This window comes from Methanococcoides vulcani, from assembly GCF_900111645.1.
Lineage (GTDB): Archaea > Halobacteriota > Methanosarcinia > Methanosarcinales > Methanosarcinaceae > Methanococcoides > Methanococcoides vulcani.
The window spans coordinates 38,123-53,040 of the sequence record NZ_FOHQ01000005.1 but is presented as its reverse complement, the minus strand read 5'-3'; the positions used below and the strand labels follow the sequence as shown (position 1 = coordinate 53,040).

12 protein-coding genes and 1 pseudogene are annotated in these 14,918 nt (G+C 35.9%); all 13 read left to right on the top strand.

Annotation, left to right across the window (positions count from 1 at the left end):
• Positions 1-10: 10 nt before the first annotated feature.
• The 13 genes and pseudogenes from BMX02_RS08185 to BMX02_RS08125 all read left to right on the top strand — a co-directional run bounded on the left by BMX02_RS08185 (position 11) and on the right by BMX02_RS08125 (position 14,844).
• A complete protein-coding gene (locus BMX02_RS08185; protein WP_091690202.1) occupies positions 11-406 on the top strand; it encodes a DUF5658 family protein in 396 nt (131 codons plus the stop codon).
• Positions 407-849: 443 nt separating this feature from the next.
• Complete coding sequence (locus BMX02_RS08180; RefSeq protein WP_091690201.1) at positions 850-1,860, top strand: sugar phosphate nucleotidyltransferase; 1,011 nt, start codon at positions 850-852, stop codon at positions 1,858-1,860.
• Between the two features lie 11 nt (positions 1,861-1,871).
• Positions 1,872-2,804 carry a UDP-glucuronic acid decarboxylase family protein gene (locus tag BMX02_RS08175; protein ID WP_091690200.1) on the top strand — a complete coding sequence of 311 codons (933 nt, stop codon included), beginning with the start codon at positions 1,872-1,874 and terminating at the stop codon, positions 2,802-2,804.
• Positions 2,805-2,984: 180 nt separating this feature from the next.
• Positions 2,985-4,430, top strand: coding sequence for a flippase (locus BMX02_RS08170; RefSeq protein ID WP_244625205.1), 1,446 nt, complete (start codon positions 2,985-2,987; stop codon positions 4,428-4,430).
• 122 nt (positions 4,431-4,552) lie between these two features.
• The gene (locus BMX02_RS08165; protein WP_091690198.1) at positions 4,553-5,830 is read left to right on the top strand and encodes a glycosyltransferase family 61 protein; all 1,278 of its coding nucleotides are present in this window, start codon (positions 4,553-4,555) and stop codon (positions 5,828-5,830) included.
• Between the two features lie 274 nt (positions 5,831-6,104).
• Positions 6,105-7,225 (top strand): annotated as a pseudogene (locus BMX02_RS08160) (transposase).
• Positions 7,226-7,580: 355 nt separating this feature from the next.
• Positions 7,581-8,285, top strand: coding sequence for an acylneuraminate cytidylyltransferase family protein (locus BMX02_RS08155; protein WP_091690197.1), 705 nt, complete (start codon positions 7,581-7,583; stop codon positions 8,283-8,285).
• 86 nt (positions 8,286-8,371) lie between these two features.
• On the top strand, positions 8,372-9,427 hold the full coding sequence (gene neuB, locus BMX02_RS08150; protein ID WP_091690196.1) for an N-acetylneuraminate synthase: 1,056 nt from the start codon (positions 8,372-8,374) through the stop codon (positions 9,425-9,427).
• Positions 9,409-10,566 (top strand): UDP-N-acetylglucosamine 2-epimerase, encoded by a 1,158-nt coding sequence (neuC, locus tag BMX02_RS08145; RefSeq protein ID WP_244625203.1) that lies wholly within the window; start codon positions 9,409-9,411, stop codon positions 10,564-10,566. Before neuB ends, neuC begins: the two co-directional genes overlap by 19 nt.
• Position 10,567: 1 nt before the next feature.
• On the top strand, positions 10,568-10,987 hold the full coding sequence (locus BMX02_RS08140) for an acyltransferase (protein WP_091690194.1): 420 nt from the start codon (positions 10,568-10,570) through the stop codon (positions 10,985-10,987).
• 16 nt (positions 10,988-11,003) lie between these two features.
• Positions 11,004-12,134: a DegT/DnrJ/EryC1/StrS family aminotransferase gene (locus BMX02_RS08135; RefSeq protein ID WP_091690193.1), complete on the top strand. Its 1,131-nt coding sequence runs from the start codon at positions 11,004-11,006 to the stop codon at positions 12,132-12,134.
• Positions 12,121-13,173 carry a UDP-N-acetylglucosamine 4,6-dehydratase family protein gene (locus BMX02_RS08130; protein ID WP_091690192.1) on the top strand — a complete coding sequence of 351 codons (1,053 nt, stop codon included), beginning with the start codon at positions 12,121-12,123 and terminating at the stop codon, positions 13,171-13,173. Before BMX02_RS08135 ends, BMX02_RS08130 begins: the two co-directional genes overlap by 14 nt.
• A 225-nt stretch (positions 13,174-13,398) precedes the next feature.
• Positions 13,399-14,844 (top strand): hypothetical protein, encoded by a 1,446-nt coding sequence (locus BMX02_RS08125; RefSeq protein WP_091690191.1) that lies wholly within the window; start codon positions 13,399-13,401, stop codon positions 14,842-14,844.
• The last annotated feature ends 74 nt before the right edge of the window (positions 14,845-14,918 follow it).

Below are 14,918 nucleotides of genomic sequence, written 5' to 3'. Positions count from 1 at the left end.
ACTACTATCTATGCAGCCGGAGTTTTCCACACAGAACTGGTATTCTCTCAGGGAGTTCAATAGCTTCCTTTACGATATCAGGTACATTCTGCTATTCTACGTACTCGGTGATTTCATCACAACAGTTCAGGCACTGAGCATTGGTGTTGAAGAGAACGGGTTCCTGGCCCTGGTCATAGCAGAGTTCGGAGTGTGGGCATTCTTTGTCCTGAAGCTTGCTTTTGTCTTGGTAGTATACTGGTTCTACAAGGATCTCATGTCCTCTTCCGATTCAAAGGTATCTGAGATGTGGCCGATGGTCAAGGGCGTCATCACTTTTGTGGGCGTGTTCCTTGTTGTTAACAATCTGATGGTCATCTGGGGGAACTTCGGTATTCTGCAGTTGTTGGGGATTGGGTCGTTGTAACAACGTTTGTTGTGAAATCCAGTCTTACTTTTCGATTTCTGGGATTCCTATTAATTCAGTTGTCTAAACTGTTTTTTCTTATTTTGGCCTGAATTCTTTTGTTCTCAACTGAGCATTAGCACAAAAGAACTTAATATGTGTTATTCTATTAATTAACACTAATATTTAGATATTTATTGTTATTTTAATTCAATCTATTCAATTACATATGGTTCAATTACGGAGTTGAGAACATAAGATCCATCATCTTCGCAGGCGGCTCTAGAGCACACCTCTGGTGCTTAAGCCAAAAAAAGTTTGATCAAATTAAAACAATAATATTCATTCAAGAGTATGTACCATTCAACTGGACAAATACTCTCTGAATTTAATTAAAAATCTAAATATAGTGCCCCTTTCCCAGTCAAATATGACTTATTAACTAGTTTACTTGGAGAATACTGATGAAAGTAATTATTCCCGCTGCAGGCACCGGAACGCGCCTGTTCCCACACACCCACACCAAACCAAAAGCTATGGTCTATATTGCAGGCAAACCGATCATAGGTCATATCCTTGATAGGATGATAAATCTTGAGCCAGAGGAGATAATACTTATTGTAGGGTATCGCAAGGAGCAGTTGATTTCATACGTGAACGAAAATTATCAAGGAATATTTAACATCAAATATGTGGAGCAGGCAAATAGGCTTGGCTTGGGGCATTCCATATATATGACACGCGAATATGTGAAAGATTCGGATGTCATGATAGCTCTTGGAGATATGATATTTAAAGCGGGATATCTTGATTTCTATAAGAAGCATGCTGGGAATGAAAAATGTTCAGGTTCAATAGGGGTAAGGGAAGTTGAAGATCCCAGAAAATACGGAATTGTTGAGCTTGAGAAGGTCTCATCATGCATAAAAAAACTCGAAGAAAAGCCTGAATCCCCGGCATCCAACCTTGGAATAGCAGGAGTATATTTCATAAAGGATACACAAATGCTGTTTGAAGTCCTGGAACAGATGATAAAGAACGATACAAGGTCCCGTGGGGAATACCAGCTGACAGATGCACTTCAGAAAATGATACAACTGGGAAGCAGGCTAAAGACGTTTGAGGTCTCAAGCTGGTATGACTGTGGTCATGCAGAATCGCTCCTTGAAACAAATCAAGTGTTGTTGAACGAAAAAGAGAACATAAGCTGTGATTATGAAAGTGTGGATTCTGTGATAATACACCCAGTAGCGATCGGGAAAAATGTGAAGATTACAAATTCCGTCATTGGGCCCCATGCATCGATAGCAGAAGGTACTTTTGTGGAGAGCTCAATAATATCAGACAGCGTGATTGGCTCACGCACAAATATATCAAATGTGAACCTTCAATCATCCATTGTTGGAGATGATGCAAACGTTGTGGGCAAGCACAACTCTTTAAATATAGGTGACTCTTCTTCAATAGAGTTTTAAAAAGTGATAACATGAAGTCAATAGTAACCGGTGGCGCAGGTTTTTTGGGATCGCATCTGTGTGATCTTCTGCTTGAGAAAGGACATGAGATTATTTGCATAGATAATCTTGTGACAGGTAATGCAAAGAATATCGATCACATCAATTCAGAGAGATTCACATATTTGAAACATGATATAACAAAACCCATCTATTTCGGTGACAAGATCGATTACATATTCCATCTTGCAAGTCCCGCATCACCTGTTGATTATCTTGAGTTACCGATACAGACCCTGAAGGTTGGAGCCCTTGGTACATACAACATGCTTGGGCTTGCAAAAGAACATGGAGCTCGGTTATTGATTGCATCCACATCTGAAGTATATGGTGACCCACTGGTGAATCCGCAACCTGAAAGTTACTGGGGTAACGTAAACCCCATAGGGCCCAGGGGAGTATATGACGAGGCAAAGCGCTACGCTGAAGCCATTACTATGGCATACCACAGGTATCATGGAATCGATACTCGTATCGTGCGAATATTCAATACATACGGACCACGTATGCGTGTGCATGATGGAAGGGTTGTTCCAAACTTCATAAACCAAGCTCTAAAAGGTGAGGACATAACCGTATATGGTGATGGTTCCCAGACACGCTCTTTCTGCTATGTTTCCGACCTGGTAGACGGGATATACAGGTTGATGATGTCTGATTTCACAGAGCCCGTGAACATAGGCAATCCGGCAGAGATGTCCGTGCTGAAGTTTGCAGAAGAAGTTCTTGAGATAATAGAAAGCGATTCAAAGATCGTGTTCGAAGATCTGCCAGTTGATGATCCAAAGGTCAGAAGGCCAGATATCAGCAGGGCAAGAGATGTACTGGGATGGGAGCCAAAAGTCAGCTTGAAAGAAGGATTAGAAGGAACAGTTGCCTATTTCAAAGAGAAATTAATCAAATAAAAGATCATATTTTTATCACTTTACTAAAATTATGTTTCAATTTTAAATGTGTGAAAATGAATATTTAACTAAGTTACACCAAAAAACCTCATCCCAATTGAAACAATACCACGAATTTGATACTACAAATCAATATTGATCACACTAAATATGTTTTTAAATCGAATATTCTCACGCATAATGAGCATAGGAGAGGTGCAACGGCAGAGTATAGCGTCTTTCGTAGGTCAGATCTCATTTACTTTTATTGGCTTTCTGAGCACGATGTACTTTGCACATACCGTAGGTGCAAGTATTCTTGGTGCTTATTTCCTCTTTACTGCATATTATGGCATTATCAATATGATAACCGATGGAGGGTTTGGAGGCGCTGCAATCAAGCGTATCAGCGAGGGAGAAGAGCAGGATGCATATTTCAGTGCGTTTTTTGTTCTACGCTCTTTGTTTGTAGTTGTGGTTGTATCCACCTTAATTGGTTTCCGGAACTATTTTATTGAATTTGACGATGCAGGAATATTCAGCTGGCTTTTACTGGCTTTGATAGCATCGCTTTTTCATGGTTCGGTGACCAGTGGTGTTGCAGGCACCGGAAAAATGGGTGTACATGCTGCAGGACACCTTGTAAATAACATTTCACGAATTGTTATTCAGGTTGCTGCAGTATTTTTGGGATTTGGTGTTGCAGGCTTGGCTGGAGGCTTTGTCGCAGGTTTGTTTATTGCTGCCATAATAGAGTTGCGTTTTTTTGATTTACATTTTGTACGTTTTGAGTGGTGGCATGTAAAAAGTCTATCATCATTTTCATTCTGGCTTTTTTTGACATCAGCTGGAGTGATTCTTTATTCTTATGTAGATACTATCATGATAGATTATTATCTCAGTAACTCTGATGTGGGTATCTATAGGGTAGTATTTCAATTTGCTTCTTTGGCAACTCTTGCGACAGTTGCAATCCGTACGACATTATGGCCAAAGGTTAGTAGATGGGGTAAACTCGAAGAGATAGAATTTATAGAAGAGTCACTTTCTAGGGCATTCACTTACTCACTAACTTTGGCCATACCAGTATTTGTTGGGGGAATTTTATTTGGAGACAAACTATTGTACTTTTTTTATGGTGCAGATTTTGAAAGAGGGTATCTAACACTGGTTATATTACTCTTTGTCCAAATTGTAAACATATTCCATTATTTTTTCACAATGTATCTTGGTGCATTAAATCACCAAAAAGATTCATTTAAAGTAACAGCAGTGTCAACTGCAGCAAACATTGCGTTGAATTTAATATTAATACCAATAATTGGTATTGAAGGGGCTGCCTGTGCAACTTTAGTAACTATGGGATTAAGTGCTATTTTAGCAAGAAATATTCTGTCACAAATCATAAATATCAAAATAGACAATGGCAGCATATTCAATATATTAAAAGCAGTTTTTTTTATGTCAATAATTGTGGGATGCTATCGGCTATTAATTCCCTTATCAAATGTTTTGCTGACATTAATTCCTGTTTTATTAGGAGCATTGATATATGGAATTTTGATATTGAAATTTGATGTAAAAATGCATGATCAATTTAAAGAAATAGCAACGAAAATGAAAATACCATGGTCGAGTTTATTGTAATTTACAATAATCATCAATACTATTAAAAAGACGGCATAAAAAAATCATATATATAGTAAAACTAACAAATGTATGCACCGTCAACAGAAATATAAATAAAACAATCAAAAAATAAACATACGATGGAACTTATGAAAATGATCCAGAAATACGTTAAACCTCACATATTACAATATATCAAAATAATCCGCCATAGAATAAAAAATCCACTGGTATGGAAAATGCTTTCAGGCTTGGAACAAATAGTTATGGGGGGCAGATATAGAATAATAGTTATAAAGAGGATAACTCAGATTATTGGTTTCTATCGCCTATCTCCATACCGTCCCAAAGGAATAATATCTTCTTTTGAAAGCTGGTTAGAAGATTCCATACCACCTCAGATGGAAGGAAGTTGTATTAAGAAGATTATTCCAGAGCATTCATCTTATCTAAAAAAACCAAATCACATAAATAATGAAGTTCATCCCAATTTCATTGACTGTATGAAATCCTCCCTGCTTACAAAATCCTATCTCTGCTTATTGAAAAACGCAAGTATTGTGGACGAAAAAGGGATAATAATTTCTTATGATGAAAAAGTATATACTGAATTTAATTTCGAAAATGATGATTTTGCAAAAAAAAGTGATGTTTTTAAGTCTTATATTAATAAGCCAGAATTCAAAAAAGAATGTTTAGCATCAATAGCTTCAAATGCATATTCTAATACTTTTCATTGGACTTTTGATGTCTTACCCCGTTTAAAGTTGTTTGAAAATATACTTGATGATATTGATTATTTAATTGTTCCTGATAAATTAAGTAAATTTCAACTGGATTCTCTGACCCATTTAGGACTTTCTGAGAGTAATTTACTCAAATTAAAAAACGGTACTCATTTACAGTGTGAAAAACTGTTTGCTGCATCTTTTCCTAGAAAAAAAGGACATGTCTCAAAATGGGCATGTGAGTTCTTGAGGGAATCATTTATTCCAAAAAATACAGAAAAACCGTATAGATTTATTTATATCTCCAGAAAAGATGCTTTTTTTCGAAGAATAACTAATGAAGAAAAAGTAGAAAATTATCTGATAAGCCTTGGATTTGAAATTATTCAAATGTCCAAACTATCTTTCATGGAACAGATTAGAATTTTTGCAGAAGCTCGAGTTGTTGTTGGTCCTCATGGAGCAGGCCTAACAAACATAGTATTTTGTCAGAATGCGAAGATCCTCGAAATTTTTTCTCCATCTTATGTCCCTACAATGTATTGGATGATTTCAAATAATGTTGGGAACGAATATTACTATCTATTAGGGGAAGATGAGCCTGGGAATACCCATCCTGAATGGAAAAACTTCACAATAGATATGAGTATGTTCAAACAGACAATGAAGATGATGCTAGAAGATATTTAAATTTGTACCTAAAATCATATAACTTTCATAATGGACAATAGGCTCTATAATCTTAAAAGAGAAAACGGTAACTATACTAACCATACGTATATTAGATATTTAATTTATAAAATTGATAACCAACCGTTAAACAGATTACCAAATTAAAAACAAGTGAATAAATAGTATTATGAGACTATCAAATTAGCTTTTCGCTTTAAAAGCGTAACTCTTTTTTCAAGACTACTGGCACCACTCTGAGCATAGCTTATGCATTACATTTATATGGCAGAAAATGGGCCAGTCCATGAAATATTATTACGATGTTTCGGGCGGAATCTGTACCAGAGATTCAATTGCTAACTATCTGAACACAGATAACGTATCAATATGCCAATTTTTGCATTTCCTGGATATTGATGACATTGCTTCTTATGTTGAAAGTAGCTATTATGCCGATAAGGACTGGCACTTTAGGTATAAGATTTCGTCAATGATAAAGCTCATCATTGTGAAATGTTTTAGGAATCTCTCCTTTGAGAAAACAATATCTACCTTAACAAAAGAAGAAGCGCAGCTTCTTTCTTTTGAAGACAATAACGGCATTATGAATATTCCATCCCCTGCAACACTTCATCATTTTGTAAAATACAGACTTGGAGAAGCTGGACTTGATGAAGTAATGTTCAAAATTGGAAAGAAAATCTCCAAAACTACAACGATAAGAGATGCAAAAACAGATTCTACTCCTCTTGAAGCATCAAGATATGACAAGTATGCGGATTATAATCCGCATTACAATTGTAAGATGGACAAAGCTCACATCACTATGATAGGAACGCTTCCAATCTACATGACACATACAAGAGGTACTGCACATGATTCACCTGAATTGAAGACACATATTGATGCATTGGTAGAAATGGGAGTTGATATTGATACTTATGCATTGGATGGAGGTTATGATTCGTTCAGGAATCATGCAGATATCTGGTATAAATTGAATGCAAAACCAGTGATTGCATACTCCTCTGATTCTAAAATTCAATATGAAGGGACGATGGGACGAATTGATCACTGGGTCAATAAGATGTGGAAACTTGGTGGATCTATTCACATGAAATATGAAGAGAAACTACGTTTCCTCTATGAAAATGGAAGGGAAAACAGGTAGGGATGCACTTGCGAAACAAGAACATCGAAGATGATGGATTCGATGAAGATTATTCGCATAGGGGTGAATGTGAACGAGTACACAATCATATTAAGTGGGCTGTAAATTTTGCCATCAGAGGAATGAAAAATAGCAGTAAGAAACTGTATTCAATCATGAATTTTGTAGCGTATCAATTACTTATAACCACAAATTTGCAAAATGGAGTTAAAGAAACTAACTCATTTGCAAATTATGTGTGAGGTAATGTCATCAAATTAGAATGGGAGAATTTATGAGCTAATTTGATATCCTCATTATATTCGACTGGCAATAGCCAAAAGTACAACATCTGGAACAAAAATATATGCCATGATGCTTTTCCCAATTCAGCAACATAGTAGCTATATTTTCCAATTTCAGAAGGTAAGATATACAGTCCACCTAAAAAAAGCAATGCGGTGTAGAAATATGCAGGGGCTTGATATGGAATGCAACAATCATGTCCAAATAGCATCAACAAACCTATAAAGAACAAATTTGTGTTAGTTACTATAAAGAATTTCTACAAATGCTTAATGGATATATATCAAACGAATGTAAAGTAAGTAGATAAATATGAAGCCTAAAACAATTGCAATAATTCCAGCAAGAGGTGGAAGTAAAGGTATACCAAGAAAAAACGTAAGGTTACTTGCAGAAAAACCTCTGATTGCTCACTCTATCGAAGCTGCACTCAATTCCAAATATGTGGAACAAGTACTTGTATCCACAGAAGATCAGGAAATTGTAGACGTCTCAAGAGAATACGGGGCAGATATAATAAAAAGACCAGAAGAACTGGCACAAGATAGTTCACCTACAATTGATACGATCTTTCATGTTATAAATTCCCTTGAAATCCAAAACAACAGTGTAGATGTCGTGGCACTCTTACAGCCAACATCCCCATTGCGCACTGCAGATGATATCGATGATGCCATCGAATTATTTCTAAAAAGCGAATGTGAATCTTTGATCAGTGTTTGTGAAGCAGGACACCCTCCTTTTTGGCATTCTAAAATCGAGGAAGGCTATCTAAAACCCATATTCGATGAAAAATATCTGAATATGAGACGTCAAGATCTACCCAAAACCTATCTTCCAAACGGAGCAATATACCTTTCAACACCTAAAAATCTGAAAAAATATAGAAGTTTCTATTGTCCAAAAACGATTCCATATATAATGCCAATACAAAGAAGCATTGACATTGATACTGAAATTGATTTCATCACCGCTGAAATCCTATTGAAAAGTAATGATTTGTACATAGATGAATAATTACAATCGATTCCAAATAAAATTTAGATATTTATTTATATATAAGGAATTATTCATGCATTATTAGATTGTCTTTGGGGAAACTTATGGAAAAAATAAAAATAGGGAATCGTATTATAGGCAATGGAACGCCTTGCTTTATCATTGCAGAAGCTGGTGTGAATCATAATGGCAGCCTCGAATTAGCAAAAAAATTAATTGATGTAGCAGTCGATGCTGGTGTCGATGCTGTAAAGTTTCAAACATTTAAAGCAGACAAACTAGTGGTTCCAGATGCTGAAAAAGCAGACTATCAGAAAAACACAGCAGTAGAAGAAGATTCTCAATACCAGATGCTCAAAAAACTTGAACTTACAGAACACGAGTTTATGGAGCTTTCAAGTTATGCTAGAGAGCATGATCTAATTTTTTTGTCAAGTCCATTTGATAAAGAGAGTGCCGATTTTCTTGATAGTGTAAGTGTCCCTATTTTCAAAATATCTTCTGGGGAGCTTACAAATATTCCTTTGCTTAAACATATAGCAAGAAAAAAGAAACCTATCATTCTTTCTACTGGTATGGCTACAGTTGGAGAAATAGATGAAGTATTATCTACATTGGCAAAAGAAGGCTCTGAGGGAATAATACTGCTCCATTGTGTTACTAACTATCCGGCAAAGATGGAAGAAGTTAATTTAAACGTAATTAAAACATTAAGGTGCTGTTATAAATTACCCGTGGGTTTTTCAGACCATACTCCTGGAATAGTTGCATCTTTAGCAGCTACTGCAATGGGAAGTTGTGTGGTAGAAAAACATTTTACAATCGATAAAAACTTACCCGGACCAGATCATTCTGCATCACTAAATCCAACTGAATTAAAGGATTTAGTACAAGGGATAAGAGATATAGAAAATGCAATGGGAGACGGTCGAAAAAAGCCAACATCTGCAGAGCAAAAAATAAAAAAATTTGTACGCAAAAGCATAGTCGCAAGTGCAGATGTCCAAACCGATACCGTTATCACAGAATATATGTTGGATATCAAAAGAACCGGGGAAGATAAAGGAATTGAGCCGAAACATTGGGATTATATTATAGGAAGTAAAACAAAAGTTGATCTAAATAAAGATCAACCCATTAAGTGGAACATGATAGAATGAGGAAAATTCTCTATATTTCAGGTACAAGGGCTGACTATGGCCTTATGAAATATACTTTTAATAAAATTCAAAACCACCCCGAACTTCAATTGGAAATAATAGCAACTGGCATGCACTTAATGGATGAATTCGGAAACACCATAAATGAAATAAAAAAAGATGGATTCAAATACCATATAATAGATTCAACCTATGACAAAGATGACAAAGAATCTATGTTAAACTTTATTGGGACTTTAATTCAAAAAATGCCAGATGTAATTGAAAAAATAGAACCAGATATCATTTTGCTTTTGGGAGACAGGGGGGAAATGCTAGCTGGGGCCATTGCAGGAGCATACCTAAGCATACCAGTGGCCCACCTACATGGAGGAGAAATAAGCTCAACCGTAGATGATCTAGCTCGCCATGCAATCACAAAACTTTCAAATATTCATTTACCCGCAAATTTAGAGAGTGCTAAAAGAATTATCAAAATGGGGGAAGATCCTGAATTGGTTTTTGTTGTTGGTGCTCCTGGGTTGGACTCAGTTTTATGTGAAAAATTAATAGAACCTGAAAAAATAGCAGAAATATATGATTTAGATTTGTCTCAACCAATCATTTTGGTATTACAGCACCCTGTAACCCTTGAAGTAGAGGACGCTCCTTTTCAGATTCGTGAAACCTTGGAAGCAGCTCTTGATCTAAAAATCCAAACAATTCTTGTATACCCCAATGCCGATGCGGGAGGGAGGAGTATGATAAATACAATTCAAAAATATGAGAATAATGCATACTTAAAAACGTTTAAAAGCCTTCCTCGAAGAGATTATCTCAGTTTGTTGAATATAGCGAGTGTTCTTGTAGGAAACTCCAGTAGTGGTATCATAGAAGCTGCTTCATTCAAGTTACCAGTAGTAAACATTGGCACCCGTCAAAATGGAAGGGATCGAGCAGAAAACGTTATAGATGCTACATACAAAAAAGAAAACATTAGGGCAAAAATACTTTATTGCCTTTCTGATGAAGAGTTCAAAAATAAAGTTAAATACTGTAAAAATCCGTATGGTGAAGGAACTGCGGGAACCAAAGTCGTAGATATTTTAAGCAAGATACCCATAGATCAAAATCTATTGCAAAAGAGGGCGAACTATTAACATGAGATTCAAAGATTGGAAAATGCCCGAAATCAAAGAGGGAGAATTAACAAAATATAACTGGCTTGTCCAGCATAAAGAAAACCTCAAATTAGGGTATAAAACTGATATTGGGGCATTCAGTTACATCAATGCTAAAACTGGCGTTATAATCGAAGACCATGTACAAATAGGATCCCATTGTTCCATCTATTCAATATCTACAATTGATAATAAAGAAGGGCGGGTTCATCTGAAATCAAATTCCAGGATTGGAAGCCACTCAGTTATTATGCCTGGAGTAACAATAGGTAAAAATTCTATAGTTGGAGCTTTCAGTTTTGTTAACAAGGATATACCTGACAATGTTATTGCTTTCGGAGTTCCTGCAATGATTGTGAAAAAGATAAATCTCCCTGAATCATCAGAGTCTAAAATTTAAACAGGAGTCTAATTAATTGAAATGGAAAATTCCTCTTTTCAAAATATACTGGGACGATTCCGATGTGGAAAACGTAACCGAATCTATTAAAGCCGGGATGTACTGGGCGGAAGGTCCAAGTATCCAGGAATTTGAATCATTAATAGCAGATTACATCGGAACAAAGCACTGCGTCACATTCAATTCCGGCACATCTGCCCAGCATGCAGCAATGCTGGCATATGGGATAAAGGAAGGGGATGAGGTAATTGTTCCTTCATTTACATTTATTTCAACAGCAAATACCCCTTTTTTTGTAGGCGCAAAGCCTGTTTTTGCAGACATTGAAGATAGAACGTTTGGTTTGGATCCGGATTCTGTTCTGGAAAATATTTCCAGCAAAACAAAAGCAATTATGCCGATACACTATGGCGGATGCCCTTGCAAGATAAAGGAACTTAGAGAAATTGCCGAGGATCATGGTTTGATTTTGATCGAAGATGCAGCAGAGGCTTTAGGTGCATCCATCGAAAACAAAAAGGTTGGAACATTTGGCGATACCGCAATGCTGAGTTTCTGCCAGAACAAGATTATAACAACAGGTGAAGGCGGTGCATTGGTAACGGATTCTGAGGAAATTTGCCAGAAATTAAAGTTGATTAGATCGCATGGAAGAGCGGATAATTCACAATATTTCTCGTCAACGGCTTCCATGGATTATGTAAGTCTGGGATACAACTTCAGGATGTCCAGTATTACTGCCTCACTTGGAATATCCCAGATTAACAAGATAGATATCATTATAGAGAAAAGAAAAAAGAATGCTGCCTACCTGACAGCAAGATTGAAACAAGAACTAAAAGATAAAGTAATTACTCCAAATGCTCCTGATTCCTATGAGCATGTCTACCAGTTGTATACAATACTTGCAGATAATAGGGATGAGCTGAAAGACTATTTAGCTGATAAGGGAATAATGACAAAAGTTTATTTTGAACCTGTACATCTTACACATTTTTATGGTCATGTGCTAGGGTACGACTGCAAACTTCCATTAACAGAAGAATTGGCGAAAAAGGTTTTGACGTTACCCATGCACCCCTATCTCACATCTGATGAAATTGACACTATTGTAAGGGAAATAACAAACTTTTATGAAGGAAGATAAAATGCAAGAAATTAATTTCTTCAAAAATAAATCAATTCTAGTAACAGGCGGTACTGGATCTATTGGTAGTGTGATTGTCAAAGAACTTCTGAAACATGACCCACATGTAGTCCGTGTTCTGGATAACAATGAAACAGCTTTATTTAATCTTTATCACGATCTTCGGTCAGAAAAAATAAGACCTCTGGTGGGTGATGTTAGAGATAAAGAGCGAATAAAAAGAGCTATGGAGGAGATTGATATTGTATTCCATGCCGCCGCACTCAAACATGTTCCTTTGTGTGAGTATAATCCATTTGATGCCGTGAAAACAAATATTATAGGAACCCAGAACATAATGGATGCTGCACTTGATCAAGGGGTAGAGAAAGTAATTCTAATAAGCACCGACAAAGCAGCAAATCCTACAAATGTCATGGGCGCTACAAAACTTTTGGCGGAGAGGCTTACAGTATCGATGAACAACTATAGGGGAAGTAGAAATACCGTATTCTCTTGTGTTAGATTTGGAAATGTAATGAATACACGTGGTTCCGTCATTCCATTGTTCAAAAATCAAATCATACAAGGCGGTCCTGTTACTGTTACAGATCCAAATATGACCCGCTTTATGATGACAATCCCAAAAGCCGTCAACCTTGTATTGAAAGCAACCGAGATTGCAGCAGCAGGAGAAATTTTCATCCTCAAAATGCCTGTTGTGAAAATTGGGGATTTGGCTGAGGTCATGGTTGAGGAACTGGCATTAAAATATGGACACAGGCCCGAAAATATTGAAATCAAAAATATCGGGAAAAGGCCTGGTGAGAAGTTATATGAAGAATTGGTGACAGAATATGAAGCCGAATATGCGTATGAAAATGAAGAAATGTTTGTAATCGTACCTGTAAAATTTAGTGAAATCTGCAATTTAGAAGTTCTATTGCCAAATAATTTTAAAAAAACAAATAGAAAACTTTATTCATCTAGTTACAAGGATTCATATTTGTTGAAAAAGGAAGAGATTAAGGAGTTATTGCATTTATTTTCAGAAGTATAATAACTAAATTTTTAATTACACCAATTTGCTCAATATTGCATATTGAAAAGTGATATATAAGAATCCAAAACAATATTTATCAATTATAAGCTTAAAATTGCAAGAATATATCAGGAAAACTTAGGAATTTAAGCTATAATTTCAACCCATGATGAAATATTGAATACAAAAAAGTTAAGCACTTATTATGTAGATATAGCTATTATAAAATAAATAGAGGCGAATATGAGAGTTTTAATATATATGCCTTTTAGCGATTGGGTCCCACATTTTTCAACCGATCTAGAGATTGCTGCCAAACATATTAATAATGGTGATGAAGTCCACGTAATTCAATGTTCAGGCGATTTGCCATCCTGTATTCTTAATGCACATCATTTTAAATTAAAATGTCTTCTATGCAAATCAACACGTAATAGAGGGTTGAATCTCATAAATTTACCAAAACAAAATCGACATGAACTTGCTTTAAACAGTTTCATGAGCGATATAAATTTGCCTGAATTTTCATCCATGAAAGAGCTGAAGAGCTTTAAAATAGATAATGCTGATATTGGAATGGCGGTTGCTTCCACATTGATCAGTATGGTTCGTGAGCCTAATCCGGATATTAATCAATATAAAAGTTTTATCAATAAAAATCTGTCAATGTCAATCGCTGTCTATGACGCAATAAAATCTCATCTTGAAGAACTCAATCCAGACATTTTTTACCTGTTTAATGGAAGATTCGCATCATTAAGACCCGCTCTACGGGCTGCCCAGGCTCTTGGTATCAAAACATTTGTTCATGAAAGAGCCGGTGTTTTGAATAAATACTCACTGACCGAAGACACCTATCCGCATGACATCGAATACCAAAAAAAGCAGATTGAAAACTATTGGAATAGCGAACAATGCATCAATGATAAATACAAAATTTCAAAGCAATGGTTTGAAGAACGGCGAGGTGGAATTGATCAAAGTTGGTTTTCTTTTACCAAATCTCAGATCAAAGGAGCCTTGCCAGAAGGGTTTGAACCATTGAAAAGAAACATTGCAATCTTTATTTCATCAGAAGATGAATTTGAAGCGATAGCAGGATGGAAAAACCCAATTTACAAAAACCAGACCGATGCAATTTATAACATAATAAATTCCGATATCGACGATGATATAGTATTCCATCTTAGAATTCACCCTAATCTGAGAGGTTTAAAAAACACTCAAACACAAGAGTTATCTCAATTAAATGCTCCAAATTTAAATGTCATTCCTGCAGATTCTAAAGTTGACTCGTATCAATTAATGGATGCATGTGAAAAAATAATTACATTTGGATCGACCATGGGAATTGAATGTGCTTTTTGGGACAAACCTTCCATTCTTGTTGGCAGAGCTCTCCATGAAGGTGTTGAAGGATGTTATATTCCAAAAAATCACAATGAATTTATTGATTTGATCAATGGGCATTTAAATCCTGCCAACAAAATAGGAGCTTTAAAGTATGCCTATTGGCAAGCAGTCCGTGGTCAACCATACATATATTATAGTCCAGAATCAGTCAGCTGCGGCAAATTTATGGGGAAATACCTCAAAAAACCCGTGCTGGAACAAATTGAAAGAAAAAGCTTAGCAGTAGCAAAAAAACCAACTGTCAAATCATTGCTACATTTTATGCAACACATTTAATAAAAAATGAAGCTGCAGAGAGAATGTTTTTATAAAGATTGATAATCAGATAACTACCAAAATCAATCGAAAAT

What these genes read in the sequence shown, in the direction of transcription:
- BMX02_RS08125 (WP_091690191.1), top strand. Translation starts at nt 13,399, where the DNA reads ATGAGAGTTTTAATATATATGCCTTTTAGCGATTGGGTCCCACATTTT.
- BMX02_RS08130 (WP_091690192.1), top strand. Translation starts at nt 12,121, where the DNA reads ATGAAGGAAGATAAAATGCAAGAAATTAATTTCTTCAAAAATAAATCA.
- neuB (WP_091690196.1), top strand. Translation starts at nt 8,372, where the DNA reads ATGGAAAAAATAAAAATAGGGAATCGTATTATAGGCAATGGAACGCCT.
- BMX02_RS08140 (WP_091690194.1), top strand. Translation starts at nt 10,568, where the DNA reads ATGAGATTCAAAGATTGGAAAATGCCCGAAATCAAAGAGGGAGAATTA.
- BMX02_RS08175 (WP_091690200.1), top strand. Translation starts at nt 1,872, where the DNA reads ATGAAGTCAATAGTAACCGGTGGCGCAGGTTTTTTGGGATCGCATCTG.
- BMX02_RS08155 (WP_091690197.1), top strand. Translation starts at nt 7,581, where the DNA reads ATGAAGCCTAAAACAATTGCAATAATTCCAGCAAGAGGTGGAAGTAAA.
- BMX02_RS08180 (WP_091690201.1), top strand. Translation starts at nt 850, where the DNA reads ATGAAAGTAATTATTCCCGCTGCAGGCACCGGAACGCGCCTGTTCCCA.
- BMX02_RS08170 (WP_244625205.1), top strand. Translation starts at nt 2,985, where the DNA reads ATGAGCATAGGAGAGGTGCAACGGCAGAGTATAGCGTCTTTCGTAGGT.
- BMX02_RS08165 (WP_091690198.1), top strand. Translation starts at nt 4,553, where the DNA reads ATGGAACTTATGAAAATGATCCAGAAATACGTTAAACCTCACATATTA.
- BMX02_RS08185 (WP_091690202.1), top strand. Translation starts at nt 11, where the DNA reads ATGCAGCCGGAGTTTTCCACACAGAACTGGTATTCTCTCAGGGAGTTC.